Below are 26048 nucleotides of genomic sequence, written 5' to 3'. Positions count from 1 at the left end.
CCAGGAAGCGACCATGACCTCAGTCACCGCCCGACCCCCGGCCAGCGCCTCCCCGCTGCTGGCGAACCTCCGTCAGCTCAGCTTCTGGGCCGAGAACGCCGCACCGATCGGGCTCGTCGCCCTGGTGATCGTGTTCTCGATCGCGACGCCGACGTTCCTCAGCCTCGGCAACATCAAGGCGATGCTCGTCGCCGCCGCGATCCTGGTCATCCTCTCGATCGGCCAGTCCTTCGTCATCACCACCGGCGGCATCGACCTCTCGATCTCGGCGACGATGACCGTCGGAGCGGTCGGCTTCGGCATCGGCTGGAGCGCCGGCTGGGGCTTCTGGCTCTCGGCGCTCGCGGCCCTGCTCTTCGCGGGGCTGATCGGAGTGATCAACGGCTTCCTGATCGCGAAGGGCAAGGTCACCGACTTCATCGCGACACTGGGCACGCTCTCGGTGGCGACCGGTCTCGCGCTGATCGTCTCCGACGGCAAGCCGATCACGGTCGGCAGCCCCGAGCTGCTCCGCCTCACCACCGGCTCGATCGGGATCATCGGCTACCCGATCATCCTGGCCGCGGTCATCGGAGTCCTCGCCTGGGTCGTCATGTTCCGCACCCGCTTCGGCCTGCACGTGCAGGCGGTCGGCGGCAACGAGGAGAGCGCGGTCGCCAACGGCATCAAGGCCGGACGCGTGCGCATCGCGGTGTACATCATCGCCGCCGTCCTCGCCGGAGTCGGCTCGCTCCTCCTCGTCGCCCGCGTCGGCGCCGCGGAGCCGGCCATCAACACGCAGTACCTGCTCAACTCCATCGCGGCCGTCGTGCTCGGCGGAGTGAGCCTCACCGGCGGCAAGGCCAAGATCGTCGGCCCGATCATCGGAGCGTTCCTCCTGACCGCGCTGACCAACGGCCTGACCCTGCTCGGCGTCTCGCAGTTCTACCAGCCCCTCGCCGTCGGCCTGGTGGTCGTGCTCGCCGCCCTCATCACCCGCTACCAGAAGAAGTGAGCCCAGCCATGACCAGCGACATCCTGCTCGAAGCGCGGGACATCAAGAAGTCCTTCGGCGGCGTCCACGCTCTCAAGGGAGCGTCGATGTCGATGCGCCGCGGCGAGATCACCGCCCTGATCGGCGACAACGGCGCGGGCAAGTCCACCCTCGTCCGCTGCCTCTCCGGGGTGCACCCCGCCGACTCCGGCACCATCACCCTCGACGGCGACGTGGTGCACTTCACCACTCCGCTCGGCGCGCGGGACGGCGGCATCGAGACGGTGCACCAGACCCTCGCCCTGGTCGAGGACCTGACCGTGTGGCAGAACTTCTTCCTCGGCCGCGAGCTCACCAAGGGCGTGCCCGGGGTGCGGTTCCTCGACCGCACGCAGATGAAGAAGACTGCCCAGGAGCTGCTCGGCGACCTCGCCGTGAACGTCCCGCCGGTCACCAGCAAGGTCCGCCGCCTCTCGGGCGGCCAGCGCCAGGCGGTCGCGATCGCCCGGGCCGCGGGCTGGGGCAGCAAGATCGTGATCATGGACGAGCCGACCGCGGCGCTCGGCGTCCAGGAGACGGCGCGCGTCGAGAAGATCATCCTCAAGCTGCGCGACGCCGGAGTGGCCGTGCTGCTGATCAGCCACAACTTCGACCAGGTGATGTGCCTGAGCGACCAGGTGTGGGTGATGCGCGCGGGCCTCGCCGTCGCCGGCCGCCGCACCGCCGAGACCAGCGGCGACGAGCTCGTCTCGCTGATCACGGGCGCGAAGGCCGCCTGATGCACCCCGAGTTCCTGCACCGCGGGAGCACGGAGCGCTCGTCGCCGATCGGGGTCCACGCGGGCCTGCTCGTCGGCGACTGGACGCCGGAGTCGGGGCGCCTCGCGATCGGCGCCGCCGCCTCGATCGGCTTCGACCTGATCGAGATCCCGGCTCCCGCCGACCCCGACGCCTCCGCGTGGACCGCCGACCTGCTCGACGAGCACGGGATCGACGCGGTCGTCTCGCTCGCGCTGGACGCCGACTCCGACATCACCGACCAGGCCACGGCCGGCCGCGGCGAGGAGCGGCTGCTGGCGGGGGTGCGGTTCGCCGAGGCGATCGGCGCGCGGTACGTCGGCGGAGTCACCTACTCCGCCATGCGCAAGTACGAGCACGCGGCCGACATGGCTGCCCGCTCGCGCTCGCTCGACGTGCTGCGGCGGGTCGCCACGGCCGCCGCTCCCGCCGGCGTCGTCGTCGGAGCGGAGTACGTGAACCGCTACGAGAGCAACCTGCTGAACACGGCCGCCCAGACCGCCGCGTTCCTCCGCGAGCTCGACGCGCCGAACGTGCTCCTGCACCTCGACACCTTCCACGCCCACCTCGAGGAGGTCGACCTCGCGAGCGCCGTCCGCGACGCCGGCGACCTGCTCGGCTACCTCCACGCCTCCGAGAACCACCGCGGAGAGCTGGGCACCGGGAGCACCGACTGGACCGGGCTCGCGGCGGCGCTCGCCGACTCCGGCTACCGCGGCCCGCTCACCCTCGAGAGCTTCTCGCCCGCCGTCCAGCCCCCGGCCTCGGCCGAGGGCATGGGCCTCTGGCGCGAGCTCTGGCACGACCCCGTCGCCCTCGCGACCTCCGGCCACGCGTTCCTCGCGGACCTGCTCGACACCGACCCCGCGGCCCGACGCCGCCTCTGAACCTCTCGAACCAAGGAGCACCACCATGACCACGAACCCTCTCGGAGTGCACGCCCTCGTCTTCGCCGGCGGCACCACCCCCGACGAAGTGACCGCGACGATCGAGCAGACCAAGGCGGCCGGATTCGACCTGCTGGAGCTCTCGCTGCACGACGTGCAGAACCTCGACACCGCCTCCGCCCGCGCCGCCCTCGAGGCGAACGACCTCGGCATCGTCTGCTCGCGCGGCCTCGCCTTCTCGGCCGACGTCTCCAGCGACGACCCGGAGGTGGTGGCCCGCGGCGCGAAGCTGCTCGCCGACTCCCTCGAGACCACCCACGCGCTCGGCGGCACCCACTTCACCGGCGCCCTCTACAGCGCGCTCGGCAAGTACAGCGCGCCCCTCTCGGCCGCGGGCCGCGCGAACGTCGTCTCGGTGCTGACCGACCTCGCCGCCGAGGCTGCGACGAAGGGCATGACTCTCGGCCTCGAGATCTGCAACCGCTACGAGACCAACGTCATCAACACCGCCGCGGACGCCCTGCGCCTCGCCGACGACATCGGCGCCGACAACGTCCTGATCCACCTGGACACGTACCACATGAACATCGAGGAGGACGACTTCTTCCGCCCGGTGCTGCTGGTCGGGGATCGTCTCGGGTATGTCCACATCGGCGAGAACCACCGCGGCTACCTCGGCAGCGGCCACCTCGACTTCACGACGTTCTTCCACGCCCTCGCCGCGATCGACTACCGCGGACCCATCACCTTCGAGTCCTTCTCGTCGGCCGTCGTCTCGCCGACCCTCTCGAACGACCTGGCCGTGTGGCGGAACCTCTGGAACGACGGCCCCGCGCTCGCCCGCCACGCCCACGGCTTCCTGGTGAACGCGCTGGAGAGCAGCCGTGGCGAGGCCTGAGACCGAGGTCGCGCCCGACGCGGTGCGGCCCGGCCTCGACGAGTTGGCCGGGCGCGCGCTCGCGCTGACCTCGCCGGGCCGCCGCGCGATCGTCGCGATCGCCGGCAGCCCCGGGGCCGGCAAGACCACGCTCGCCCGGGCCGTGGTCGCCCGCGCGAACGAGCTCGCGGGGGAGGGGACCGCCGCCTTCGTGCCGATGGACGGCTTCCACCTCGCCAACGCCACGCTCGACGAGCTCGGCCGCCACGACCGCAAGGGTGCCCTCGACACGTTCGACGGCTGGGGCTTCCTCGCCCTGGTGCGGAGGCTGCGCGCCGAGACCGACCACGTCGTCTACGCGCCCACCTTCGAGCGCACCGTCGACGAGGGAGTGGCCGGCGCGCTGGCCGTGCACCCCTCCGCCTCGCTCGTCGTGCTGGAGGGCAACTACCTCCTCGTCGACGAGGGCCCGTGGGCGCTGCTGCGCGCCGAGTTCGACGAGGCCTGGTTCTGCGCGACTCCCGAGACCGAGCGCTTCGAGCGCCTGGTCGACCGCCACGTCTCCTTCGGCCGCGCCCCCGAGGCGGCCTCCGCCTGGGCCTCCGAGGTCGACGGGCGGAACGCGCTGCTGATCGAGGCCACTCGCGACCGCGCCGACCTGATCGTGTCGGGGACGGCGGCGGGGGTGGTCTGACGCCCGATGTGGCGGAGGAGCGGTCCGCTTCGGGGCGCGACCTCGGCTCTCGGGCGGGTCCGGCCGGTCGATCGGTCGGACGACGGAGGACCCGTCGCCCGGCGGATGCGGTCTCGACGGGTCGGGCGCCAGGCTCGAGGGATGGACGACTCGACACGGAACTCCACGGAACAGCCCTCTCCCACCACCCCGCCGGCCGTTGCGCGCCCCGGAGCCGGGCAGCCGCCCCTCCCCGTCGCTCTCCTCCTCCTGCTGCGGCGGAGCGACGGGCGGCCCGCGGCTTCGTCGGGCGCTCTCGACACCGTCCTGGCCGCTTCCGTCCTCGCGGAGCTCTCCCTCCAGCGGCGCGTCGAGGTGGACGCCGGAGTCGTCGCCCTCGGGCCGGAGCGGTCCGCGCTCGGGGACGCCGTGCTCGACGGGGCCCTCGGGTGGATCGAAGCGGAGCGAGCACCGCGCAGCGCCTCCTGGTGGATCGCCCGCCTCACGCGGAGGGAGCTGCATGCCGCCCTCCTCGAGCGGGTCGCCGCCGTGGAGCCGGCGGAGGACGAGCGGCTGCGGATCCGGGTCGCCGAGGTCCTCGCGGCTCGGACGGCGCCCCAGCCGTCGGACGCGGCGCTCATCGGCCTGCTCGACGCGGCCGGAGCGCTCTCGCCGAGGCCCGGCATCCCGGACCGGCAGGCGATCCGGTCGCTCGCGGCGCAGCACTGGGCAGGGCCGGCGGCCGCCGCCGTCCTCGCGGGAACCGCCGCGAGCGTCACGGGAGCCGCGGTGATCGCCGCGACGACGACGGTCACGATCACCGGCATGTGATCCGACGCGTGCGACTCGCTGAAGCCGCGCGCCCCTACTCCGCCGGGTAGTCGGGCGCGACGAAGACGCAGAACGGGTGGCCGGCCGGATCGGCGAGGACGTGGAGCGCCTCCTCCGGGTCGTCGCTCCTGTCCTCGATCAGCTCGGCGCCGAGGGCGAGCGCCCGGGTCTTCTGCCGGTCGAGCTCGTCGGCGTCCGCGACCATGAAGTCGAGGTGCAGCTGCTGCGGGACGGGCCCCTCCGGCCAGGTCGCGCGCGGCAGGGCGGCCACCCGCTGGAACGTGAGCTTCGCGCCGTCGGCGGTGACGATCGCGACCCACTCCGCCTCGTCGTCCGAGCCGTCCGCGGGCGGCTCGTCGCCGGGGCGGTACTCGCCGCCGAGCAGGGCGAGGTAGAAGGCGGAGAGGGCGCGGGCGTCCTCCGTGTCGAGGACGACCTGGCGCAGGCGCATGCGGGCAGGGTACCGCCGGACGGCACCTGAGAGGGATGACGTGCTGTGCGGGACGGCTGCGGCGGGCCGGGCGTCGTGGGTCGCGGCCCGACGTCGGCTGAGAAGGGGGGTCCCTGCCCCGACACGGCAGGCCGCGTCTCAGCGGAGGTTGTCCAGCTCTCTCGCTCCCGACCGCGCAGCCCTGCCACTCCGCGCCCGCTTCCTCAACCCCTCCCGGCTCCCGGCCTCGCGCCAGGGCCCGGCGCGTACTGTGGCCGCTGACTCACGACGGCTACGAGGGAGACACCATGACGGAGCAGATCGGAATCCCCGAGGCCGCGGCGCTGGGGAGCGAGCAGCGGAGCATCGCGATCCTCGGAGCGGGCGGCGACCTCACCGAGCGGCTGCTGCTGCCGGGCCTGGGCCGGGTGGCCGAGCTCGCGCGCGACCTCGAGCTCACGCTGATCGGGGCGGCGCGCACCCCGCAGACCGACGAGGAGTGGCAGGGCCTCGTCCGCCGCAGCCTCGAGGCGGCCGGAGTCGCCGCGCACACGGTCGAGGCCCTCGCGTCGCGCGCGCGCTTCGTCGCCACCGACGCCTCCGACCCGGAGCAGCTGAAGGCCCTCCTCGACGCCTGCCCGTCGACTCCGGTGCTCTACGTCGCCCTGCCGCCGGCGATGGGGCACAAGGTCGCGGCCTCGCTCGCCGAGCTCGACCTGCCCGAGGAGCTGGTCGTCGCCATCGAGAAGCCGTTCGGCGAGGACCTCGACGACGCGATCGCCCTCAACGCGGCGTTCGCGAAGGTCCTCCCCGAGAGCCGCCTCTGGCGCATCGACCACTTCCTCGGCAACGCGACCGTGCTGGGGATGCTGGGCCTGCGCTTCGGCAACAGCCTGCTCGAGGCGAGCTGGAGCGCCGAGTGGATCGAGAAGGTCGAGATCGTCTACGACGAGACGCTCGGCATCGAGGGCCGCGCGGCCTTCTACGAGAAGACCGGTGCGCTGCGCGACATGCTGCAGAGCCACCTCCTGATGGTGCTCGCGCTGACCACGATGGAGCGCCCCGACGAGGTCGCGCCCGACGAGGTCCACGCGCGCATGGCCGAGGTGCTCGGCGCCGTGCGGCTCTGGCGCGACGACCCCTCCTCCGCCCGCCGCGCCCGCTACACCGAGGGCCGCGTCGACGGCCGCTTCTTCCCCTCCTACGTCGACGAGCCCGACGTCGACCCCGAGACCGGCACCGAGACCCTCGCGCAGCTGCTGCTCCAGGTCGACACCCCGCGCTGGGCGGGCGTCCCCTTCGTCCTCCGCTCCGGCAAGGCGATCGGCGACCCTCGCCGGGAGGTGGCGATCCACTTCCGCGCCGCCACGCCCCCGCGCGGCCTGCAGGCGGCCGAGGGCGACGCCGGGACGGTCCTCCGGATCGGCCTCAAGGGCGGCGACGTCAGCCTCGACCTGGTCGTGAACAGCGCCGACGAGCTGACCGATCTCGAGCGCACCACCCTGACGGCGCAGCCCGGCGCGGCCACGCTCGACCCCTACGCGCAGGTCCTCGCCGGGATCCTGCAGGGCGACACCCTGCTCTCGGTCCCGGGCGACGTGGCCGAGCAGTGCTGGCGCATCATCACTCCGGTGCTCTCCGCCTGGGCCGCGGGCGACGCTCCACTGGACGAGTACGAGGCGGGGAGCGCGGGGCCCGAGGGCTGGTGAGCGCGCGGTGAGGCGGGCGGGCTGAGGCGTCGGCGCGTGGCGTGATGCGGGGTCGGGTCCGCCGACGCCGGTCGCGTCGCCTCCCGCCCGGCTCCGCTGCTGGCCGTCCCGCTGGTCGACCCGTCCCGCCGGTCGACCGGCCGGTCGGTCGACCTTGCCGCCCATCGACCCTCCCGCTCGTTGACCCTCCCGCCGGGGGAGACGGGATGCTGGAGGCATGTTGGGCATCGGGGAGTACGCAGGCATCACGGGTCTGAGCGTGAAGGCGCTCCGGCACTACGACGAGAAGGGCGTGCTGGTCCCGGCGGAGGTCGACGAGCGGTCGTCGTACCGCCGGTACGCCGACGCCCAGGTCCGGGCCGGAGTCGTGATCAGCGCCCTCCGGAGCGCGGGGGTGCCGCTGCCCGAGGTCGCAGCGGCGACTCGAGCCGGCACCGCGGCGGAGGCGCTGCAGGCGCACAGGGAGCGCGTGCTCGCGGAGCGGGAGCAGGAGGACCGGGCGTTCGGGGCCGCCGAGGTGACGCTGCGGGCGCTCGCCGTGCCGGTCGAGGTCGCCGAGCGGACGATGCCGGCGCAGCCGTACGTCGGCCAGGTCCTCACGATCGCCCTGGACGAGGCCGACGGGCCGGGCGACGACGAGGCGAACGAGATCTTCGGCGCGCTCGCCACCCGAGTGCACGCGGCAGGGCTCGGGCCGACGGGACGTTTCTGGACGGCGCTCCGGGCGGGCGAGCCGGGTTCGGCGGAGCTCGTCTGCTGCTGGCCGACGTCGGCGGAGGCGGAGGGCGACCTCGCCGATCTCGCCGCGATCCTCCCGGCGCGCACCGAGCTGGTCGCCACCTGGCGCCCCCGCGACGGGGAGGAACTGCCCGAGGGGACCCTGCATCCGGCGATCGTCGCGCTCTTCGACGCCGCCGGAGACCGCGGTCTGCGGCTCGACGGGGTCGAGGTGCGGCAGACGGTGCTGGGGGAGGGGCCGGAGGACGTGGCGGTCGAGGTGTCGCTGACGGTCGCGGGGTGAGCGCAGGGCGGGAGGCGGGGCGACCGCAGTCGCCCCCGTCTCCCGGTCCCGGTGCTGCTCAGTAGGCGAACTGCCACATGTAGCGGCGTCCCTCCAGCGCGCAGCCCCGGGCCGCGGCCCAGTGGGCGGCGAGCCGGGAGACCAGCGTCGAGTACACGAGCGGTGCGACGAAGGCGCGCTGGGGCGCCGCGATGCCGGGCAGCTCGAGGTCGCGGGAGTCGACGTAGTGGGTCGTCCCGCTGTACTGGTCGAGGAAGCTCCGGGCGCGCTCGCCCATCGGCCGCGTCGCGTCCTCGGCGAGGAGGACGAGGCTCTGCGTCTCGCCGTCGAAGACCTCGAAGGGGCCCTGGAAGAACTCGTCCGCGTTGATCGTCGCGGCGTGCATCCACTGCATCTCCTGCAGGTAGCAGGAGGTGAAGGTCTGACCGGGGCCCATGAGCGACCCGGAGGTGACGAGGTAGGTCACGGGGACGTCCTTCATCGCGGCGGCCAGCTCCTCGGCCCTCGGCTCGAAGGCGGCGACCGTGGCGACCATCGCGGACGGCAGGGCGCGCAGCGCCTCGAGCCGATCCGTCACGTCCACCCCGTCGCGGCGCAGGACCGCGAGCGCGAGCAGCTGCAGCACGAGCTGCGTGCCCTGACCGGTCTGCGCGACGAAGGCGGTGTCGAGGGCGAGCGCGAGCGGTCCCTCCTGCTTGAGGGTCACTCCGACCACGGCGGCGCCGCGCTCCTGCGCCCACTCGCCGGCCCGCACGGTCTCGGGGGTCTCGCCGGTGCCCGAGAGCACGACGACGAGGGCGCCGGGGCCGACCGAGGCGGGCGCGCGGAAGAAGAACTCGTCCGAGTTGTAGGAGGCGGCGGGCGTGATCGCGGCCGTGTCGAGCAGGTACTGAGCGGCCTGGACGCCCATCAGCGATCCGCCCGCGCCGACCAGGAAGACGCGGTCGACCGCGGGGAGGGAGGCGACGTGGTCGTCGATCCGGCTCCACCCCTGCCGGCCATCGGCACGGCGGACGTCGCCGGGGAGCGGAACCTCTGCGCCACTGACCGCGTCGGGGCGACCGGATGGATCGCCGGCTGCGCGGGAGTGTCGCGGCGCTCTCGGTGCCGAGGTCAGACGGGGCTCGGCTCGACCGCGCCGACGTCGCGGTCGTATGGCGCCACTCCGGGCATACCTGTATGCTGTCACGCATGATAGATGGAGTCGGGGCACAGCTTCGAAAGGGCGTAGCCGAGTTCTGCATCCTGGGGCTGCTCGACACCGTTCCCATGTACGGGTGGGAGCTGTCCACGCGCTTGCAGGAGGTCGGTGTGATCGGGAGCATCGGCACCCTGTACCCGCTCCTGGGTCGGCTGCGGGACCGAGGCTCGATCACCGCAGTCGTCGTCCCGAGTGCGCAGGGTCCGGCTCGGAAGTACTACTCGTTGACCGACGTGGGGAAGGTCGAGCTCGGGCGGTTCAGGGCGGAGTGGCCGTCCTTCGTCGGGCAGGTGAACGAGACGATCGGAAGGGGAACGTCATGAGCACGACGACATCGCCGGCGGCGGCGCGCTACCTCGAGGAGCTGAGGATCGCATTGTCCGGCGTGCCCGCCGACCTCCGGAGTGAGATCTGGAGCGGGATCGCGGAAGAGCTGGACGGCCTCGACGACGATGCCGCCCGTGAGCGGATCGATGAACTGGGAAGTCCCTCTCGGATCGCGCAGGCCGCCGGCGGATCGCTCGCTGGGGGCGGCGGGTCGATCTTCGACCGCCCCTGGTTCGCCGTCGTCGCCTCGCTGGTCTTCGCCTTCGGCTGGCTGGTGATTCCCGGATTCGGCTGGCTCCTCGGCGCCGTCGCGATTCTCCTCTGCTCGTCCTGGACCGTCTCGCAGAAGAGGAGGGCGCTGGTGATCCCCGTCGTCGCTGCCGTGGTGGTCGGCGGGGCGATCGGGCTGTACTACTGGCTGTCGGCGATGCCGAGTTCCGGTATGACGACGTGGACGGTCCTGGCTGGTGCGTGGCTGGTCGGGGGTGGCACCAGCCTTGTTCTCGGGACGCGACTGTGCGCCCGCTTCGTGAGGACGCGGCGGGCGCACAGCGCGTTGGAGTGAGCCGGATGAGCTCTGCTCGTCAGCTCCAGCTCACCGTCGCGGCTCCTCCGGAGACCGTCAGGCGCAACTCGAAGGTCGTGTTGTAGGGGACGCCGCACATCTGCGCGTTGATGAGCATCTGCGCGCGGTTGGCGAGCGGTCGGCCGAGGTAGTTGAGCGACGAGCCACAGGCTCCCCCGATCGTCCAGGCCGGGCCCCACGGGTTGGCGGTCACCGTGTTGCTCGACAGGTTGTAGGAGGTGTAGAAGCTCATGCTCACCAGTCCGACCCAGGTGTCGATCTTGCAGCCGTTCCGCGCGGACCCGCTCACGGAGCACTCGCTGATGCCGCGCGTCTTCACGTCGGCGCCTTCTCCTCCGATGCGGACGACACTGACGGATCCGTCCTCATAGGTGGAGATCGTGTAATCGCCATCAGGACGCTTCTCCTCGACCACCTTCCTTACCGTTATTTCCGTGGATCCGGGGCAGTTGTAGGCTCCGGAACGCGCCAGGGGTCCCGGGTATGGCTGACCGCCTTCAGCCGACTGATGGCACGCCGTGATTAGCCGCCCGGGACCCCGCAACGGCAGGACCGCTCATTGAGAAACGCGACCAGATCGCCCCGTAAGGACATGCCGGCAAGGTCGTTCACGGCGCACCGCACCCTCAACGGAAGGACCCTGCGTGCCCCAACTCTGGGCCGGTATCGACGCCGGCAAGACCGAACACCACTGCGTCGTCATCGACGCCAACGGAACCAAGCTGCTCTCCCAACGGTTCAAGAACCGAGAAACGGCGATCCTGACCCTGATGGGAGACGTCGCCTCCCTGCCAGGCGGCACCGACGTCGCCTGGGCAACGGACCTCAACCACGGCGGGACAGGGCTGCTGCAGACGCTCCTGCACTCGCATGCGCAGCCGCTGTTCTACATCTCAGGCCGCGTCGTGCATCACGCCTCGGGCGCCTACCGCGGCGAAGCCAAAACAGACGCGAAGGACGCGGTCATCATCGCCGACCAAGCGCGGACCCGGCGAGACGTGACGCTGATGCGCCAGGCCGACGAGGTCACGGCGGAACTGCGCCTGCTCTCGGCGCGACGAGAAGACCTGGTGCACGATCGCACCCGCGCCGTGAATCGCCTGCGCGCCATCCTGGTCCACTACTTTCCGTCGCTCGAGGGGGCATTCAACTACGCGACGACCAGGGGACCTCTGGTGCTGCTCACCCGGTACGCGACCCCCGGTGCGATCCGGCGCATGGGGGAGAGCCGGCTGGCGGCGTGGTTGAAGGGACAGGGCTGCTGGAAATCCGCGGCGGTCGCGAAGACGGCGGTGGAAGCCGCGCGCGAGCAGACATCGGTCGTCGTGGGGGAGGGGGCAGCGGCTCGGCTGGTGAGCCGGTCCGCGCGTGATCTCCTCCGCATCCGCGACGAGGTCGCCGAGCTCGACGGGGAGATCGAAGCCGCTTTGCAGGACAGCAGATCCGCGGATCTTCTGGTGTCGATTCCTGGGTTCGGGCGCAGGCTCGCCGCGGATTTCCTTGCCGCGACCGGTACTGACCTCGCCGCGTTCGAGACGCCCGACCGGTTGGCCAGCTTCGCGGGTCTCGCTCCCGTGCCGCGGGACTCCGGGAAGATCTCCGGCAACCATCACCGGCCACGTCGCTATGACCGGCGGCTGTTGAACGCCTGCTTCCAGGCGGCGTTCATCGCGTCGAGGAACTGCCCGGTCTCGCGCTCGTTCTACGATCGGAAACGCCAGGAGGGGAAGTCGCACAAGCAGGCTCTGATCGCTCTCGCCCGGCGCCGTATGAACGTCATCTGGGCGATCTTCCGTGACCAGACGACCTTCAACCCCACCCCGCCCCGGCCGAACGATCCCGTCACCCCGCTTCTGCAGCACGGTCCAGAGTCGCCATCGAGGAGCAGACCCACCATCGCCCTTGCGGCCGCCTGACGCGTCTAGGTGAGGAGTTCGGTCTGGATCCGGGCGGCGACGGCCTCGCGGAGGGGGCGGACGTTCTCGGTGCTCCAGTCGGTCGGGTCGGGGAACTTCCACTCCAGGAATCGGCCGGTCGGCGTTGCGGGGAGGGTGAGGCCGGGCTTCATGGTGATGACGATGTCCGCGTTCTCGAGGTCCTCGACGGTGACGGCGCGGGGGATGTGGTTCCTGATGTCGAGGCCGAGCTCGGCGACGGTCGCAGCGATCGCGGGGTTCACCGTCTCGGCGGGGGAGAGACCGGCGGAGGTGGCGGTGTAGCGGTCGCCGGCGAGGACTTCGAGCAGGCCTGCGCCGAGTTGGGAGCGGCCGGCGTTGTGCTGGCAGAGGAAGAGGACGGTGGGCTTCTCGGTCATGCGGGGATGCTGCTTCCGGTGGTGGTGCGGGTCCAGGTCTGGGTGGCGATCTGCACGGCGTCCCAGGGGGAGCCGAGCGGGGGTGTGTAGGAGAGGTCGAGGTCGGAGACCTGCTCGACGGTGAGCCCGGCGAACAGGGCGGTCGCGTACGTGTCGACGCGCTTGGCGGTCTCGGTGCCGAGGCGTCCGACGAGCTGCGCGCCGAGCAGACGTCCGTCGCGGGTGTCGCCGGTGATGCGGATCGTGATGGGCTGCGCGCCCGGGTAGTAGCGCTTGTGGTCGTCCGCGACCGCGCTCGTCGTCGCCGGCGCGAAGCCCGCGGCGAGGGCCTCGTGCTCGCGAAGGCCGGTGCGGGAGGCGACGAGGTCGAAGACCTTCACGACCTGCGTGCCGACCGAGCCGGCGAACCGGGCATCGCCGCCGAGAGCGTTCTCGCCGGCCACCCGTCCCTGCTTGTGGGCCGTGGTGCCCAGCGGCAGGTAGGTGCTGCCGAGCAGACGGTGGTGCGTGGTCACTCCGTCGCCTGCCGCGAACACGTGCGGCAGGCCCGTGCGCATCGCCTCGTCGACGACGACCGCGCGGCCGGCGCCGAGAGACGCTCCGGCGCGGGCGAGCAGGTCGGTGTTCGGCTTCACGCCGACGACGAGGAGGACGACGTCAGCGGTGCGGGTGAGAGGTGTGCCGTCGTGGTCGGCGTGCACGGCGAGGCCGGTGGCGGTCTTCTCGATCGAGGCGACGGTGGTGCGGGTGAGAACCTCGACGCCGCGCTCGGTCAGTTCGGTGTGGACGAGGGCGCCGAGTTCGGGGTCGAGGGTGGAGAGCACTTCCGGGCCGCGCTGGAGCTGGGTGACTCGGAGGCCGCGGACGGTGAGGGCTTCGGCCATCTCGAGGCCGACGTAGCCGGCGCCGACGATGATCGCGGTCTGCGGGTCTCGACTGTCGAGGAACCGCTCGAGCGCGAAGGTGTCGCCCATCGAGTGCAGCACGTGCACTCCGTCCTCCGGCCCCAGTGCGTCCACTCCCGCGATGCCGGCGGAGGAGGCGAGGGCGCCGGTGCCGACGATCAGCTCGTCGTACCCGATCCGGTCGAGCGAGCAGTCGGGGGTGCGGACGGTGAGCTGCTGCCCGGCGACGTCGATGTCCGTCGCGAAGGTGTCCAGGCGCAGGGTCATGCCGGTGGCTTCGAGATCGGCGTGGCTGCGGTGCGCAAGCGACTGCCATGGCTGCACCTCGCGGGAGAAGTAGTACGGGATCCCGCAGATGGAGAAGTTCGGGTACGAGTCGGCGACGACGACGGTCACGTCGACGGACGGGTCGAGCTCGCGGGCGCGCAGCGCGGCGGAGATCCCCGCGTCGCTGCCGCCGATAGCGACGAGATGCATCAGATGGGCCTTTCGAATCAGACGTGTGAAGAGGTCGAGGTGGCCGGGACCACAAGGTCCCCGGCGGCCCGGGCGGCGCCCGGGAAGAGGAACACGGCGATGCCGACGCCGATCGCGGCGCCGACGAGCTGCGCAGCGACGAACGGCAGGACGGAGGCGGGGGCGATGCCGGCGAAGGTGTCGGTGAAGACGCGGCCGAGAGTCACGGCGGGATTCGCGAACGAGGTCGAGGACGTGAACCAGTACGCGGCACCGATGTACGCGCCGACCGCGGCCGCCGCGAGCGGGCCTCGGTGCGTACGGGCGAGGGAGAGGATCACGAGGACCAGGCCCGCGGTGGCGACGACCTCCCCGAGCAGGTGCCCGGCAGTGACCCGCTCCGTCGTCGCGATCGAGGACGGGATTTCGAACATCGCATTCGCGAGGACCGCGCCGCCGATGCCTCCGAGCAGCTGCGCGCCCACGAACACCGCCAGCTCCCGCCCCAGCAGGCCGGTGCGGTCGCGACGACCGAGGACCGCGTCCACGGCGGAGACGAGCGGATTGAAGTGCGCCCCCGACACCGGGCCGAGAGTGAGGATCAGCACCGCCAGCCCCAGCGCGGTCGCGAGGGAGTTCTCCAGCAGTTGCAGACCGACGTCGTCCGGGGAGAGCGTCTGAGCGGCGATGCCGGAGCCGACGACGATCGCCACGAGCAGACCGGTGCCGAGGAACTCGGCCACGGCCCGACGAGCGAGCGGAGGAGGGGAAGTGGTGTCCATGTCGTCGGCCATCTTGACCGCTCACGATCACTCAGTCAAGATTGAGTCAATGAACACCGAGCGAACCGAACTCGAAGCGCGCGCCGCCCGGCACGCCGCCCTCAGCGACCCCGCGCGCCTGCGGATCACCGACCTGCTCACCCTCGGAGACCTCGCGCCGCGGGAGCTGCAGGACCGTCTTGGGATGCCCTCGAACCTCGTCGCGCACCACCTCGCCGTCCTCGAGCGCGAAGGCATGATCCTCCGTCGCCGCTCGGAGGCGGACCGGCGCCGCAGCTACGTCCATCTGATCCCCGGGGCGTTCGACCAGCTCGGGCCCTCGACCACCGCCGCAGCGCGGCGAGTGCTGTTCGTGTGCACCGCGAACTCCGCCCGCTCCAAGCTCGCCGCGCAGCTCTGGGCGCAGCGCAGCCCCATCCCCGTCGCCTCCGCCGGCACCCACCCGGCCGCCGCGGTGGCCGCCGGAGCGATTGCGACCGCCGAACGCCACGGCCTCCCGCTACCCGAAGGAGCCCCGCAGCAGCTCGCGGACGTCGCCGCCGACACAGACCTCGTGATCACCGTCTGCGACGCCGCGCACGAGGAACTCGGCTCGGACGCGCTGCACTGGTCGATCCCCGACCCGGTACCTGCCGGCACGGATGCCGCGTTCGATGCGGCCTACGACGAGCTCGCCGCGCGCGTCGACGCTCTCGCGGCGAGGGTCACGGCCGCCTGATCAGACGCGGGTGAGCATCCCGGCGAGGGAGTCGAGCGCGCCGGGGACGAGGGAGAAGTACGCCCACGTGCCGCGCTTCTCGCGGGCCAGGATCCCGGCGTCCACGAGGATCTTCAAGTGGTGCGACACGGTCGGCTGACTCAGCCCGACCGGCTCCGTGAAGTCGCACACGCACACCTCGCCCGAGCTGCTCGACGCCACGATCGACACCAGGCGGAGCCTCGCCGGATCCGCCATCGCCTTCAACGCTCGCGCCAGCAGCTCCGCGCCCTCGGCGCTCAGCGGCTCGCGCGCGAGCGGCGCGCAGCACGCGGCCGCCGCCGCGGTGAGAGTCAGCTCGGTCGTCGCCATGCCTCCACCCTCCCACACATTGACAGCCATCGATATGCCGGGGCAGACTCGATCCATCGATGACCGTCGATGTTGAGGAGTGCACCTGATGACCCTGCTGCTGACCGTCCCGCCCCGCACCGACGAGCGCCGCCTCACCGGCCTGCCCGTCGCCGTCATCGGCGCCGGCCCCGTGGGTCTCGCCGCCGCCGCGCAGCTGCTCGAGCGCGGCCTCGACGTCATCGTCTACGAGGCGGGTGAGAGCGCAGGTGCCGCTGTGCAGCAGTGGGGTCACACTCGCTTGTTCTCCCCGTGGGAGTTCCTGGTCGACGCGGCCGCCGGGCGCCTGCTCGACGCCGCCGGCTGGGAGGCCCCCGCAGCGAAGAAGCTGCCCACCGGGCACGAGTTCGTCCGCGACTACCTCGCTCCTCTCGCCGCGACCCCGGAGCTCGCCCCGGTCATCCGCTACCGCTCCCGTGTCACCGCCGTCTCTCGTGAGGGCATGGATCGCACCCGCTCCACCGGCCGCGCTGCGACCCCGTTCCTGCTGCGCCTGGACACTCCGGAGGGCGCCGTCGACGTCACCGCGCGCGCGGTCATCGACACCTCCGGCACCTACTCCACGCCCAACGCGCTCGCCTCCGCGGGCCTTGACCCAATCGGTGTCCTTGATGTCGCGGAGCACCTCAGCCACGCACTGCCGGACGTGCTCGGTGCGGACCGTGCCCGGTTCGCCGGGAAAAGCGTCCTCGTCGTCGGCGCCGGCCACTCCGCCGCGAACACCCTGATCAAGCTCGCTCGACTCGCCCGCGAGGAACCGGAGACGAGGATCACGTGGGCGATCCGCGGCACGAGCCCGGTGCGCGTCTTCGGCTCCGGCGACGACGAGCTCGAGGAGCGCGGCAAGCTCGGCGGCACCGTCCACCAGCTCGTCCGCGACGGCGCGATCACCCTCCTGGACCGCTTCGAAATCGACCGCCTCGAGAAGACCCCCTCCGGCGGCGTCACGGTGATGGGGCGCCGCCGGAAGGAGCGCGAGAGCGTGGAAGTCGATGTCGTGGTGCAGGCCACCGGGTTCCGGCCCGACCTCGACATGCTGCGCGAGATCCGCGTCTCCCTGGACGAGATCGTGGAAGCACCCCGCGCCCTCGCCTCGCTCATCGACCCGAACCTGCACTCCTGCGGCACCGTCGACCCCCACGGCGTCGCGGAACTCGCCCACCCCGAGCCGAACTTCTTCATCGCCGGGATGAAGTCGTACGGCCGTGCGCCGACCTTCCTGCTCGCCACCGGCTACGAGCAGGTCCGCTCCATCGCGGACGAACTCGCCGGCGATCACGCCGCCGCCCGGCGCGTCCAGCTCGTGCTCCCCGAAACCGGCGTCTGCTCCACCGACATCGGATCCGCCGGAGGGAGCTGCTGCTCATGACCGCGATCCGGCCGATGACCCCCGGAGACTGGGCGGCGGTCGAGACGATCTACCGCGAGGGGATCGCGACCGGGCACGCCACCTTCGAGGCCGAACCGCCCACGCGGGAGGCGTTCGACGCGGGGAAGCTCGACGTCGGGCGCCTGGTCGCCGTCGACGGAGAACAGATCCTCGGCTGGGCCGCGTTGTCGAAGGTCTCGGCCCGCCCCGTCTACCGGGGCGTGGTCGAGCACTCCGTCTACATCGCCGCCGCTGCACGTGGCCGCGGCGTCGGATCGAGGCTGCTGGCCGCGCTCATCGCCGCGGCGGACGACGCGGACCTGTGGACGATCCAGTCGAGCATCTTCCCCGAGAACACCGCCAGTCTCGCCCTCCACGACCGCGCTGGATTCCGGCGTGTGGGCATCCGGGAGCGCATCGCGCAGATGACGTACGGGCCGGAGGCTGGCCGCTGGCGCGACACGATCCTCATCGAGCGGCGGCGCCCGTGACGCCGTGACTCGTCCAGGATCCGCGTGTATCGTGATCGTCACAACGGGCCGGTTCCCGGAACGTTGCCAGCCGAAGACCCCGCCTAGCGGGGTCTTCGTTTTTAAGGCGTCCAGATCCGGTCGTGCGACGTCGACGCGTCGATCAGAGCGCCCAGGCGCGTCATCGTCGCCGCGGACTTCGGGTGCGTCTCCGTCACCGTCTGCCGACGCCGGTGCAGGTAGATCGCGAGGTCGGCCGCCTGCACCCCGGCGGCGTTCCTCGAGGACGCGAACTGGATCGGGGAGGAAATCAGGTTAAGGCGGCTCGTCAGGTAGCCCGGCGTGCCCAGTGACCGGTAGCTCTCGAACTGCCGCCGGTGCTCCTCCTGCGTCGCGATCTCGTCGGCCACGACGATCACCTCCTCGGTATCGAAGGAGAAGACGTCACGGCGGTACTCGTTCACCCGCTCGAGCAGGTGCTGCAGCACGATCTTGTGCGGCTGCTCCGGGTACCGGTACCGGGCGTTCAGGCGCTTCACGTCCACGCCCCGGAACAGGTAGCGGACTTCTGCCTCCTGCGCGATGCGCAGCGCGGCCGCGTAGATGCCCGCCGCCTCACGATGCTTCCCGCGCAGAGGAGCCCACTCGCCGGCGCCGCCCATCAGCTCGTGCCCGTGAAACTCGACATCCGCCGGCACCCCGTGATCCGCGGCGATCTGCTCCCGGAGAGCGGCGTAGCCGTGCTCGAGCTGCTCCCACTTCTCCTGTGTCGTCACGGCAGCGCCGATGAAGTAGAAGTCCTGTGTGTAGGACTCGTCCAGGTACGCGATCAGCACCCCGTCATCATGTCAGCGACCCCCGCCACCACTGGCGGCAGAACAGCCCGGACGGGCCGCTCCGGACAGCTCAAAGGCGCGAGCATGTCGCAGGAACACACATGCTCGGGGTGCATGGAGAGCACCCGATCGATCGGCTGTCACCGCTTGCGCGCGTCGGCGTCGAGGGTCTGCTGGAGAAGTCGGAGAGCCTTAGGTCCTACCCCATGGAGGGTCGCGAGGTGGTCCAGGCCCACCCGCCGCAGGTCGTCCGCATCGTGCACGCCCGCTTCCTCGAGCGCGCGGGAGGCCGGGGCGCCGATGGCGGGTAGCTGTCGAGACGGTTCCATAAGTCCGACCCTACGAACCGAACTGCTGCCCCGATAGCCGATGTCATCGCTCACCTCGGCACGCCTGCGCCAGGCTGCGGCGCTACTGCGGTCGTGTTCGTTCGCCTCATCCCACGGATCGCAGCGGATCGAACTGCCGTGAAGCCGTCGAAGGACAAGCGGGAACGCTTAGCCAGGGCGCCGGTATCCCGCTGCGTCGAGGACCGCCGGCGTCATTCAGGGCGGGTTGCGCACTTGAACGTCAGGAGCGGACGAGCCGCGCGATGGCGTCGGAGGCTTCTTGCAGCTTGATCTTCGCTTCGTCGCCGCCGGCTGCGGCGGCCTCGAGGACGCAGTGGTTCAGGTGGTCGTTCAGGAGACCGAGCGCGACGGACTCGAGGGCGCTGGTCATCGCGGAGATCTGGGTGAGGATCTTGATGCAGTACTGCTCGTCTTCAACCATGTTCTGCAGGCCGCGAGCCTGCCCCTCGATGCGGCGAAGGCGGCGGAGGTACTGGTCCTTGTCGGAGATGTAGCCGTGGGCGCCGGTGATGTCGGTCTGCTCGCTCGTCTGCTCGGTCACGGTGTCCTCATCCCCCGGGTGCTGGTGCAGCTCGTCCGCTGCTGCGCGGGGCGGACGGGTACGGAGGGGGTTTTCAGCCGCTCCGGCTGCTTTCTGCATACTCTAGGGGGGTATGCATGGGCGTCCCTTCTGATGCCCTCGGACGAGTGACGAGCAGTGTCGGAGGTGTGGATCATGAGCGACAGCGTCGTTTCTAAGCTGTCCGCGCCGCTGATGCGCGCGGTGGTCGTGGTGCTGACGTTGGCGGCTCTGCTGCTGGGCGTGTTCGCGATGCACTCGATGATGGGCAGCCATTCCGACGCGTCTGTGTCCGCAGGACACACGCATGCGCAGACCGATGCTCACGCCGACCCGGTAGCTGCGTCGACAGGCGGGATGGCTCTCGTGGCTGGCGCCGATCAGGGCGCGGTCGTGCCGATGGTGCCGTGTGATGACAGTTGCGCGATGGGGTGCGCTCTGATGGCGGCGACGTGCGTCATCGTCTTCTTCCTCGCGTCCCTGATCCTCCTGGCCCGGGTGCCGGCGCTGTTCGCGCGCGTGCTCGACGCGGGTCCGCGTCTTCTGCTGCTCGTTCCGCGCGCGAAGTTCCATGTGTATCTGCCGTCGTTGACGGTGTTGTCGATCAGTCGCACCTGATTCGCCTGTCGTCGCAGCGTCCGCTGCGACCTCATCACCCCGCCCGCAGGGCGCGGTTCCGGCGATTCCTGCTACCGACTGAACGGATACGACACTCATGAACAACAAGCGCACTCTTCTCGCCTCGACTCTCGCTCTGGCGACCGCAATTACTCTGGCCGCCTGCTCGGACAGCTCCGGCACGGGCGGCATGGAGGGGATGGACCACAGCAGCTCCTCCTCGTCCGCGTCCGCGTCGCCGTCTTCGACTGCTGCGGCGGAGGCGGACTTCAACGATCAGGACGTGATGTTCGCGCAGATGATGAAGCCCCACCACGAGCAGGCGGTGGAGATGGCCGACATGATCCTCGCGAAGGACGGCATCAGCACCGACGTCACCGACCTCGCGACCCAGATCAAGGAAGCGCAGGGTCCGGAGATCGCGCAGCTCGAGGAGTGGATCAGCGCGTGGGGCGCTGAGGACTCGATGTCGGGCATGGATCACAGCATGGACGGGATGATGTCCGACGAGGACATGTCCTCGCTGGAGAGCGCGACCGGCGCCGAGGCGGAGACGCTGTTCCTCGAGCAGATGATGATGCACCACGAGGGCGCCGTGGAGATGGCGCAGACCGAGGTCGACGAGGGCCAGAACGCGGACGCCATCGACATGGCGAACACGATCGTGCAGACCCAGACCGAGGAGATCGCAACCATGCAGGATCTCCTCGCGTCCCGCTGACCCGTCTTTCTGACGCCCCTTCCCCCTCCTGGGCAGGCGGAGCGCTGCTGCGTCGCGCCCGTGCGCGCTACCGCCGCGCCCCGGTGGGGGTCGCCGTACCTGGCGATCCCCACCCTCTACTTCTTCGCGCCCTCTGAGGGCGCTCGAACCAGAAACGTCCCCCTATGCACCGCCTTCCTCTTCACCCCCGTCCGCTTCGCTCGGGAGTCGCCCGGTGAGCGCCGCGTCGACGCCGACGAGCGACCCGCGCCGCCGCGACGTGCACCGCACCCGAACCCGCACCCGCGATGCCTCCCCGCGGCAGGCTGCGCTCACGCTCGGACGCCGGGTGACGTACACGGCGCCCTCGCGAGCCGACGCGCAGGCGTTGCAGCACGCCGCCCGCGTCGCGGCCCGCCCGCGCCCGGCCCCGCCGGGCACGGCCACGATGCGGCCGCGCCTGGCTGGGATGTCCGCGATGACTCTCGTCACGATGATCGCGGTGACCTCCTCCATGCCCGCGTTCGCCGTCGACGGCACCCCGACCAAGACCACGACCCTGGCCGTCAGCGAGGCGCAGCCGCAGACGTTCGTCGCGGCCGGCGCGGTGCAGCTCACCGTCACCCGGGACACGTTCGGCGCGGAAGCCAAACCCGAGGTGCTGGTGACCGCCGCCGTCGCCACGGAACTCGTGGACGACGCATCAGAAGAGTCCGCCGCATCCACTGAGGACAGCGAGGTCGCGTCCGCTACCTGGCGGGTGCCGGTCGCGGGGCGCATCTCGAGCACGTTCGGTCCTCGCCCGGATGCCCCGGTCGCGGGCGTGAGCGCGTTCCACAAGGGCACCGACCTCGCCGCCCCCTGCGGAACCCCGGTGGTCGCAGCGACTGGCGGCACGGTCGAGGAAGCCGGCTACGCCGGCAGCTACGGCAACTGGATCCTGCTGGCGAGCAGCGACGGCATCGAGACCGGCTACGCGCACAACAGCGACCTGCTCGTGGACGTGGGTGACACGGTCGCCGCCGGCGACCTGATCGCTCTCGTGGGCTCCACCGGCGCCTCCTCCGGCTGTCACCTGCACTTTGAAACGCGCGTGGACGGGAGCCCCGTGGACCCGGAAGGCTTCATGAGCGATCTGGGTGTCGGCCTTGGCTGAGCATTGCGGGCACCGCTCGCGCCGCACGCGGCGTCTCGCCGTCATCGTCGGCGCCGCCGTGACGGTGGCGCTGCTCACCGGCTGCGTTTCGTCAGGCCGCGTGGAGACGGGCGCGCTCGTGGCCGCGCCGGCAGGGTTGGAGCACGTGCACGGGCTGGGCTGGGATCCGGTGACCGGGCTCACCTACGCGGCTGCGCACTCGGGAGTGTGGGTGATCCCCACCGACACCCTCCCGGACACCTACCCGGCCAGCCCCACCCCGACCGACGACGAAGCGGGCGGAGGGCCGGTCGCCGGCCGGGCGCAGGACACGATGGGGTTCACGATCACCCCGGAGGGAGTGTTCTACGCCTCCGGGCATCCCGACCCCGCCGACAGGTCCGCGCCAGGACCCAACCTGGGTCTGATCCGCAGCATCGATGCGGCCGCGACCTGGGAGCCGGTGTCCCTGAGTGGGGAGACGGATTTCCACGACCTCGCGACCGTCGCTCTCACCGATGCGGCGACCCGCGTGTACGGGTACGACGCGAGCCGCGGCGTCATCCTCCGCAGCGACGACTCCGGCGCCGCATGGACCCCGTCTGCGCAACTGCCGCTGCGCGATCTGACCGTGGACCCCGAGCGTCCCGACCGGGTGTTCGCGACGACCGAGACGGGCTTACAGGTCAGCGAGGACGCCGCGGTCACGTTCCGGCCCGTCTCCGGCGCGCCCGCCCTGTTCCTCGTGGACGGCAGTGCCGGCGGGCAGCTGGTCGGTGTCGACGTCGACGGGACGTTGTGGACGGGAACTCTCGAGGGCTCCTGGCAGAGCCACGGAACCCTCGAGGGGCAGCCGGAGGCGTTCGCGCTCGTCGACGGCGAAGAACAGTGGGTCCTTGCCGCCGACGAGCGCGGAGTGGTCGCCTCCGGCGACTACGGGCGCACCTGGACGGTACTGCGGCCCTCCTCGTGACGGACTGGGCTGGTGTCGCGTTCGCGCGCGGCGCGGGTGCTGGCCTGCGGGGACAGCTCCAGGCGGCGCAGCAGCTGCGCGTTCACGGCGACGACGACCGTGGACGCGGACATCAGCAGAGCCCCGACCGACATCGGCAGCACGAACCCGATCGGCGCGAGCACTCCCGCGGCCAGGGGGACGGAGAGGAGGTTGTAGCCGGCCGCCCACCACAGGTTCTGCTTCATCTTCCGGTAGCTGGCCCGGGACAGCTCGATCACGGACAGCACCGACCGGGGGTCATCGGAGGCCAGGATCACCCCGGCGGATGCGATCGCGACATCGGTGCCTGCGCCGATCGCGATTCCCACGTCGGCCTGCGCGAGAGCGGGAGCGTCGTTGACGCCGTCACCGACCATCGCGACCCGTCGGCCCTCGCGCTGCAACTCGATGACCTTCGCGGCCTTGTCCTCCGGCTTCACGCCGGCGAACACCCGGTCGATGCCGAGCTCCTCGCCCACGGTGCGGGCGACCGCTTCCGCGTCGCCGGTGATCATGACCACCTGCACGCCGATCGCGTGCAGCGCGTCGACAGCCTGCCGGGACTCCTCCCGCACCTCATCCGCGAGCCCGAGAGCCCCGATGACCCGACCGCCGGCGAGGACGTGGAGGATGATCATCCCCTCCGCCTCCCACGCGCGCGTCTGCTCGAGCGCGGCAGCGTCGTGCGCGCGCAGCATCGACGGACCGCCCACGCTCACCGCACGCCCCTCGACCTGCGCCGTGACGCCGACAGCGGTCGACGCCTGGAAACCGGTCGCTGCCGGCACCCGCACGCCGCGGCTGTTCGCGGCTGCCACGATCGCCCGAGCGAGAGGGTGCTCACTGTCCGCCTCGACCGCCGCAGCGACCGCGAGCAGCTGCTCCTCGTTCACCCCGTCGACAGTGTGCACGGCGGCGAGCGTCGGCTCGCCCTTGGTCAGGGTGCCCGTCTTGTCGAACAGGACCGTGGTCACCGTGCGCATGCTCTCCAACGCGAGACGGTCCTTGACGAGGACGCCGCCCTTCGCGGCCCGCTCGGTCGCGATGGACACCACCAGCGGGATCGCGAGTCCCAGCGCGTGCGGGCACGCGATGACCAGAACCGTGATGGTGCGGATCACCGCCTCGTCGGGACTGCCCAGCAGCGACCACACGATCGCGGTGATCACTCCCGCGCCCAACGCGAACCAGAACAACCACCCGGCGGCAACATCAGCGATGCGCTGCGCCCGGGAGGACGAGTTCTGCGCCTCCGTGACCAGGCGCTGGATGCCGGCGAGAGCGGTGTCGTCGCCGACGGCCGTCACCTCCACCCGCAACGCCGTGTCCGTGGCGACCGTGCCGGCCACGACCATCGATCCCGGGCCGCGACTGACCGGGCGGGACTCCCCGGTGATCATCGACTCATCCACGTCCGCGGTGCCCTCCAGCACCCGGCCGTCCGCCGGCACCCGGCCGCCGGGACGCACGACCACGACATCCCCCTGCACCAGGTCCGCGGGAGACACCTTCTCCACCTCACCCTCGCGCACCCGCTCCGCCTCATCCGGCAGCAGCGCCGCGAGAGAGTCCAGCGCCGAGGACGTCTGCGCGAGAGAGCGCATCTCGATCCAGTGCCCGAGCAGCATGATCACGATCAGCAGCGCCAGCTCCCACCAGAAGTCCAGCTCGTGATCCAGCAGCCCCGCGCTCGCACCCCACGACGCGAGGAACGCGACCGTGATCGCCAGAGCGATCAGCAGCATCATCCCCGGCGTCCTCGAGCGCAGCTCCGACACCGCCCCCTGCAGGAAGGGCCGGCCGCCCCAGACGTACATCACCGTCCCGAGCACCGGCGAGATCCAGCCGACCCCCGCAACGTCGGGGAGGGAGTAGCCCAGGATCATCGAGAACATGCCGCTGAACACGACCACCGGCACCGCGAACACCAGCATGATCCAGAACAACCGCCGGAACTGGCCGACATGATCGCCGTGGCCGCCGTGGCCGCCGTGGCCGCCGTGGCCGCCGTGGCCGCCGTGGCCGGCAGCGCCCGCCGTCATGTTGTGGCCTGCGTGAGGATCAGGCGCTCCGCGCATCTGGTGCCCGGCGTGCCCGTCAGGGGCCGTACTCACGTGATGACCTGTCCTTCCCGCGTCGACGTCGCGTGCTTCGACGGTGCGGTGAGCACTCTCGTGCTCGTCATCGTGCAGGTGGTGCTGCGCCATCATGACTCCTTCCGGCCGCTTCCGGCCTGATCCGACGGTATACCCCCCGGGGGTATCAGACAACGGGGTGATCGGGCGGAAGATTCCCGACTTGACCGAAGATGTCGGGGCAGGGGCAACGCACCACATCGATACGGGATGGGTTGGGCGGGTGCCTAGGCTGAGCGCATGAGTGACTCCAACCCGTCTGGCACGCCGTCGCCCGTCCCGGAGCGCCCCCGCTGGGTGAAGGTGTTCATGGTCGTCGTCGTCGTCCTCGCGATCGGCTTCATCGTCGTGCACCTGCTCACCGGCGGCGGGGCGCAGATGATGAATCACTGATGATGCTCGGCCCGCGAGCTCGCCGAGTCGCCCTCACCGTCCACGTCCTGGTGTCCGTGGGCTGGTTCGGCGCGGTGGGCGCGTTCCTCGCGATCGCGCTCGTCGGAGCGACCAGCAGCGACCCCTTCACGGTCCGAAGCGCCTACTTGGCGTTGGACCCGCTGGGGACGTTCGTCATCATCCCGTTCGCCCTCGCCTCCCTCGCCACCGGAATCCTGCAAGGCCTCGGAACGCACTGGGGACTGGTGCGCCACTACTGGGTGGCGATCAAGCTGTGGCTGAGTGTCTTCGCAACCGCAGTCCTCCTGCTGCACACGCGCCTCATCGAGACGATGTCCCTCGCCGCCCGCCACGGGCTCATCCCCTCCACGCTCGAGGGAACCCGCACGCAACTGGTCGTCGCGACCGCCGGCGGCGCCGTCGTTCTCGTGGTTATCACCGCCCTGTCCGTCCTCAAGCCTCGCGGCCGCACCCGGCTCGGGCTGAGAGCAACCCGAACGACCTGACCGGCGTTGAGTTCCGGCGTGTCAGCGCCGAGACAATGAGGAGGCGCGGGGGTGATCGCTGCCCGGGCGCAGCGCTATCCAGAGCCCGCACCGCCGGCACACGTAC

The 26048-nt window shown here is 71.2% G+C and carries 30 protein-coding genes; 20 read left to right on the top strand and 10 right to left on the bottom strand.

The features are described 5' to 3' along the window. Nucleotides 1–13: 13 nt before the first annotated feature. The 6 genes from C5B93_RS04840 (at nt 14) to C5B93_RS04815 (ending at nt 5038) form a co-directional block, all read left to right on the top strand. Nucleotides 14–994 (top strand): ABC transporter permease, encoded by a 981-nt coding sequence (locus C5B93_RS04840; RefSeq protein ID WP_104237738.1) that lies wholly within the window; start codon nt 14–16, stop codon nt 992–994. 8 nt (nt 995–1002) lie between these two features. After that, the gene (locus C5B93_RS04835; RefSeq protein ID WP_104291932.1) at nt 1003–1752 is read left to right on the top strand and encodes an ATP-binding cassette domain-containing protein; all 750 of its coding nucleotides are present in this window, start codon (nt 1003–1005) and stop codon (nt 1750–1752) included. Beyond that, nucleotides 1752–2657: a sugar phosphate isomerase/epimerase gene (locus C5B93_RS04830; protein ID WP_104257779.1), complete on the top strand. Its 906-nt coding sequence runs from the start codon at nt 1752–1754 to the stop codon at nt 2655–2657. The genes C5B93_RS04835 and C5B93_RS04830 overlap by 1 nt, the downstream gene beginning before the upstream one ends. 25 nt (nt 2658–2682) lie before the next feature. Beyond that, the gene (locus C5B93_RS04825) at nt 2683–3555 is read left to right on the top strand and encodes a sugar phosphate isomerase/epimerase (RefSeq protein WP_104222717.1); all 873 of its coding nucleotides are present in this window, start codon (nt 2683–2685) and stop codon (nt 3553–3555) included. Continuing rightward, a complete protein-coding gene (locus C5B93_RS04820; RefSeq protein ID WP_208543338.1) occupies nt 3542–4228 on the top strand; it encodes a nucleoside/nucleotide kinase family protein in 687 nt (228 codons plus the stop codon). Before C5B93_RS04825 ends, C5B93_RS04820 begins: the two co-directional genes overlap by 14 nt. 141 nt (nt 4229–4369) lie before the next feature. Beyond that, nucleotides 4370–5038 carry a GPP34 family phosphoprotein gene (locus C5B93_RS04815; protein ID WP_181068328.1) on the top strand — a complete coding sequence of 223 codons (669 nt, stop codon included), beginning with the start codon at nt 4370–4372 and terminating at the stop codon, nt 5036–5038. Between the two features lie 34 nt (nt 5039–5072). Here C5B93_RS04815 and C5B93_RS04810 read toward each other — a convergent pair whose 3' ends face one another. Continuing rightward, nucleotides 5073–5489: a VOC family protein gene (locus C5B93_RS04810; protein ID WP_104262559.1), complete on the bottom strand. Its 417-nt coding sequence runs from the start codon at nt 5487–5489 to the stop codon at nt 5073–5075. Between the two features lie 287 nt (nt 5490–5776). Between C5B93_RS04810 and C5B93_RS04805 the strand changes: the two genes are divergently transcribed. Together C5B93_RS04805 and C5B93_RS04800 are read left to right on the top strand one after the other, a co-directional pair. Then, complete coding sequence (locus C5B93_RS04805; RefSeq protein ID WP_104291930.1) at nt 5777–7177, top strand: glucose-6-phosphate dehydrogenase; 1401 nt, start codon at nt 5777–5779, stop codon at nt 7175–7177. A gap of 217 nt (nt 7178–7394) precedes the next feature. Beyond that, nucleotides 7395–8198: a MerR family transcriptional regulator gene (locus tag C5B93_RS04800; protein ID WP_104291929.1), complete on the top strand. Its 804-nt coding sequence runs from the start codon at nt 7395–7397 to the stop codon at nt 8196–8198. A 58-nt stretch (nt 8199–8256) separates the two neighbouring features. Here C5B93_RS04800 and C5B93_RS04795 read toward each other — a convergent pair whose 3' ends face one another. Beyond that, nucleotides 8257–9387, bottom strand: coding sequence for an SIS domain-containing protein (locus C5B93_RS04795; RefSeq protein WP_258068135.1), 1131 nt, complete (start codon nt 9385–9387; stop codon nt 8257–8259). 2 nt (nt 9388–9389) lie between these two features. Here C5B93_RS04795 and C5B93_RS04790 point away from each other — a divergent pair, with 2 nt between their 5' ends. Further along, nucleotides 9390–9722: a PadR family transcriptional regulator gene (locus C5B93_RS04790; RefSeq protein WP_104250299.1), complete on the top strand. Its 333-nt coding sequence runs from the start codon at nt 9390–9392 to the stop codon at nt 9720–9722. Next, nucleotides 9719–10291: a hypothetical protein gene (locus C5B93_RS04785; RefSeq protein ID WP_104266541.1), complete on the top strand. Its 573-nt coding sequence runs from the start codon at nt 9719–9721 to the stop codon at nt 10289–10291. Before C5B93_RS04790 ends, C5B93_RS04785 begins: the two co-directional genes overlap by 4 nt. A 19-nt stretch (nt 10292–10310) precedes the next feature. Here C5B93_RS04785 and C5B93_RS04780 read toward each other — a convergent pair whose 3' ends face one another. Next, a complete protein-coding gene (locus tag C5B93_RS04780) occupies nt 10311–10631 on the bottom strand; it encodes a hypothetical protein (RefSeq protein ID WP_104266540.1) in 321 nt (106 codons plus the stop codon). 325 nt (nt 10632–10956) lie between these two features. On the opposite strand from C5B93_RS04780, the gene C5B93_RS04775 reads away from it, so the two are divergent. After that, entirely contained in the window at nt 10957–12228 is a 1272-nt protein-coding gene (locus C5B93_RS04775) for an IS110 family transposase (RefSeq protein ID WP_235577278.1), read from the top strand. A 5-nt stretch (nt 12229–12233) separates the two neighbouring features. Here C5B93_RS04775 and C5B93_RS04770 read toward each other — a convergent pair whose 3' ends face one another. Genes C5B93_RS04770 through C5B93_RS04760 form a run of 3 tightly spaced genes read right to left on the bottom strand, consistent with a single transcriptional unit; the run spans nt 12234 to nt 14769 of the window. Then, nucleotides 12234–12626, bottom strand: coding sequence for a low molecular weight phosphatase family protein (locus C5B93_RS04770; RefSeq protein WP_055794495.1), 393 nt, complete (start codon nt 12624–12626; stop codon nt 12234–12236). Next, nucleotides 12623–14008: an FAD-dependent oxidoreductase gene (locus C5B93_RS04765; protein WP_055794493.1), complete on the bottom strand. Its 1386-nt coding sequence runs from the start codon at nt 14006–14008 to the stop codon at nt 12623–12625. The genes C5B93_RS04770 and C5B93_RS04765 overlap by 4 nt, the downstream gene beginning before the upstream one ends. A 17-nt stretch (nt 14009–14025) precedes the next feature. Then, nucleotides 14026–14769, bottom strand: a complete 744-nt coding sequence (locus tag C5B93_RS04760) for an MIP/aquaporin family protein (protein WP_181028834.1) — start codon at nt 14767–14769, stop codon at nt 14026–14028. 49 nt (nt 14770–14818) lie between these two features. Here C5B93_RS04760 and C5B93_RS04755 point away from each other — a divergent pair, with 49 nt between their 5' ends. Further along, nucleotides 14819–15487: a helix-turn-helix domain-containing protein gene (locus C5B93_RS04755; RefSeq protein WP_055794490.1), complete on the top strand. Its 669-nt coding sequence runs from the start codon at nt 14819–14821 to the stop codon at nt 15485–15487. Here C5B93_RS04755 and C5B93_RS04750 read toward each other — a convergent pair whose 3' ends face one another. Beyond that, nucleotides 15488–15838 (bottom strand): helix-turn-helix transcriptional regulator, encoded by a 351-nt coding sequence (locus C5B93_RS04750; protein WP_055794488.1) that lies wholly within the window; start codon nt 15836–15838, stop codon nt 15488–15490. Between the two features lie 88 nt (nt 15839–15926). Here C5B93_RS04750 and C5B93_RS04745 point away from each other — a divergent pair, with 88 nt between their 5' ends. Then, nucleotides 15927–17246, top strand: coding sequence for an FAD-dependent oxidoreductase (locus C5B93_RS04745; protein ID WP_055794485.1), 1320 nt, complete (start codon nt 15927–15929; stop codon nt 17244–17246). Next, entirely contained in the window at nt 17243–17737 is a 495-nt protein-coding gene (locus tag C5B93_RS04740) for a GNAT family N-acetyltransferase (protein ID WP_055794483.1), read from the top strand. The genes C5B93_RS04745 and C5B93_RS04740 overlap by 4 nt, the downstream gene beginning before the upstream one ends. Before the next feature lie 101 nt (nt 17738–17838). Here the strand turns inward: C5B93_RS04740 and C5B93_RS04735 are convergent, their stop codons facing one another. Then, complete coding sequence (locus C5B93_RS04735; protein WP_055794482.1) at nt 17839–18552, bottom strand: DUF3800 domain-containing protein; 714 nt, start codon at nt 18550–18552, stop codon at nt 17839–17841. Between the two features lie 570 nt (nt 18553–19122). Then, nucleotides 19123–19443: a metal-sensitive transcriptional regulator gene (locus C5B93_RS04725; RefSeq protein ID WP_055794478.1), complete on the bottom strand. Its 321-nt coding sequence runs from the start codon at nt 19441–19443 to the stop codon at nt 19123–19125. Between the two features lie 174 nt (nt 19444–19617). Between C5B93_RS04725 and C5B93_RS04720 the strand changes: the two genes are divergently transcribed. The 4 genes from C5B93_RS04720 (at nt 19618) to C5B93_RS04705 (ending at nt 22887) form a co-directional block, all read left to right on the top strand. After that, nucleotides 19618–20079 (top strand): hypothetical protein, encoded by a 462-nt coding sequence (locus tag C5B93_RS04720; RefSeq protein ID WP_146078443.1) that lies wholly within the window; start codon nt 19618–19620, stop codon nt 20077–20079. A gap of 97 nt (nt 20080–20176) precedes the next feature. Continuing rightward, complete coding sequence (locus C5B93_RS04715; protein WP_104257772.1) at nt 20177–20800, top strand: DUF305 domain-containing protein; 624 nt, start codon at nt 20177–20179, stop codon at nt 20798–20800. A gap of 472 nt (nt 20801–21272) precedes the next feature. Then, complete coding sequence (locus tag C5B93_RS04710) at nt 21273–21935, top strand: M23 family metallopeptidase (protein ID WP_146078442.1); 663 nt, start codon at nt 21273–21275, stop codon at nt 21933–21935. Next, nucleotides 21928–22887 (top strand): F510_1955 family glycosylhydrolase, encoded by a 960-nt coding sequence (locus C5B93_RS04705; RefSeq protein WP_146078441.1) that lies wholly within the window; start codon nt 21928–21930, stop codon nt 22885–22887. The genes C5B93_RS04710 and C5B93_RS04705 overlap by 8 nt, the downstream gene beginning before the upstream one ends. On the opposite strand, the gene C5B93_RS04700 is transcribed toward C5B93_RS04705, so the two are convergent. Beyond that, nucleotides 22848–24950 (bottom strand): heavy metal translocating P-type ATPase, encoded by a 2103-nt coding sequence (locus C5B93_RS04700; protein WP_374953131.1) that lies wholly within the window; start codon nt 24948–24950, stop codon nt 22848–22850. The genes C5B93_RS04705 and C5B93_RS04700 overlap by 40 nt on opposite strands. A gap of 333 nt (nt 24951–25283) precedes the next feature. On the opposite strand from C5B93_RS04700, the gene C5B93_RS17165 reads away from it, so the two are divergent. Both C5B93_RS17165 and C5B93_RS04695 read left to right on the top strand, forming a co-directional pair. Next, nucleotides 25284–25436 (top strand): hypothetical protein, encoded by a 153-nt coding sequence (locus C5B93_RS17165; protein ID WP_157603228.1) that lies wholly within the window; start codon nt 25284–25286, stop codon nt 25434–25436. Beyond that, entirely contained in the window at nt 25436–25942 is a 507-nt protein-coding gene (locus tag C5B93_RS04695; RefSeq protein WP_219812359.1) for a DUF2269 domain-containing protein, read from the top strand. Before C5B93_RS17165 ends, C5B93_RS04695 begins: the two co-directional genes overlap by 1 nt. The last annotated feature ends 106 nt before the right edge of the window (nt 25943–26048 follow it).

Origin of the sequence: Rathayibacter sp. AY1A2, assembly GCF_002930935.1 — a bacterium.
GTDB lineage: Bacteria > Actinomycetota > Actinomycetes > Actinomycetales > Microbacteriaceae > Rathayibacter.
This window is presented reverse-complemented; position numbering and strand designations above follow the sequence as displayed.

Excerpts from the sequence above, each read along its gene's own strand:
- C5B93_RS04830 (WP_104257779.1), top strand. The coding sequence starts at position 1,752 with ATGCACCCCGAGTTCCTGCACCGCGGGAGCACGGAGCGCTCGTCGCCG.
- C5B93_RS04800 (WP_104291929.1), top strand. The coding sequence starts at position 7,395 with ATGTTGGGCATCGGGGAGTACGCAGGCATCACGGGTCTGAGCGTGAAG.
- C5B93_RS04755 (WP_055794490.1), top strand. The coding sequence starts at position 14,819 with ATGAACACCGAGCGAACCGAACTCGAAGCGCGCGCCGCCCGGCACGCC.
- C5B93_RS04835 (WP_104291932.1), top strand. The coding sequence starts at position 1,003 with ATGACCAGCGACATCCTGCTCGAAGCGCGGGACATCAAGAAGTCCTTC.
- C5B93_RS04785 (WP_104266541.1), top strand. The coding sequence starts at position 9,719 with ATGAGCACGACGACATCGCCGGCGGCGGCGCGCTACCTCGAGGAGCTG.
- C5B93_RS04720 (WP_146078443.1), top strand. The coding sequence starts at position 19,618 with ATGAGCGACAGCGTCGTTTCTAAGCTGTCCGCGCCGCTGATGCGCGCG.
- C5B93_RS04740 (WP_055794483.1), top strand. The coding sequence starts at position 17,243 with ATGACCGCGATCCGGCCGATGACCCCCGGAGACTGGGCGGCGGTCGAG.
- C5B93_RS04750 (WP_055794488.1), bottom strand. The coding sequence starts at position 15,838 with ATGGCGACGACCGAGCTGACTCTCACCGCGGCGGCGGCCGCGTGCTGC.
- C5B93_RS04840 (WP_104237738.1), top strand. The coding sequence starts at position 14 with ATGACCTCAGTCACCGCCCGACCCCCGGCCAGCGCCTCCCCGCTGCTG.
- C5B93_RS04790 (WP_104250299.1), top strand. The coding sequence starts at position 9,390 with ATGATAGATGGAGTCGGGGCACAGCTTCGAAAGGGCGTAGCCGAGTTC.
- C5B93_RS04710 (WP_146078442.1), top strand. The coding sequence starts at position 21,273 with ATGATCGCGGTGACCTCCTCCATGCCCGCGTTCGCCGTCGACGGCACC.
- C5B93_RS04715 (WP_104257772.1), top strand. The coding sequence starts at position 20,177 with ATGAACAACAAGCGCACTCTTCTCGCCTCGACTCTCGCTCTGGCGACC.
- C5B93_RS04825 (WP_104222717.1), top strand. The coding sequence starts at position 2,683 with ATGACCACGAACCCTCTCGGAGTGCACGCCCTCGTCTTCGCCGGCGGC.
- C5B93_RS04695 (WP_219812359.1), top strand. The coding sequence starts at position 25,436 with ATGATGCTCGGCCCGCGAGCTCGCCGAGTCGCCCTCACCGTCCACGTC.
- C5B93_RS04810 (WP_104262559.1), bottom strand. The coding sequence starts at position 5,489 with ATGCGCCTGCGCCAGGTCGTCCTCGACACGGAGGACGCCCGCGCCCTC.
- C5B93_RS04770 (WP_055794495.1), bottom strand. The coding sequence starts at position 12,626 with ATGACCGAGAAGCCCACCGTCCTCTTCCTCTGCCAGCACAACGCCGGC.
- C5B93_RS17165 (WP_157603228.1), top strand. The coding sequence starts at position 25,284 with ATGAGTGACTCCAACCCGTCTGGCACGCCGTCGCCCGTCCCGGAGCGC.
- C5B93_RS04745 (WP_055794485.1), top strand. The coding sequence starts at position 15,927 with ATGACCCTGCTGCTGACCGTCCCGCCCCGCACCGACGAGCGCCGCCTC.
- C5B93_RS04805 (WP_104291930.1), top strand. The coding sequence starts at position 5,777 with ATGACGGAGCAGATCGGAATCCCCGAGGCCGCGGCGCTGGGGAGCGAG.
- C5B93_RS04815 (WP_181068328.1), top strand. The coding sequence starts at position 4,370 with ATGGACGACTCGACACGGAACTCCACGGAACAGCCCTCTCCCACCACC.
- C5B93_RS04765 (WP_055794493.1), bottom strand. The coding sequence starts at position 14,008 with ATGCATCTCGTCGCTATCGGCGGCAGCGACGCGGGGATCTCCGCCGCG.
- C5B93_RS04760 (WP_181028834.1), bottom strand. The coding sequence starts at position 14,769 with ATGGACACCACTTCCCCTCCTCCGCTCGCTCGTCGGGCCGTGGCCGAG.
- C5B93_RS04700 (WP_374953131.1), bottom strand. The coding sequence starts at position 24,950 with ATGACGGCGGGCGCTGCCGGCCACGGCGGCCACGGCGGCCACGGCGGC.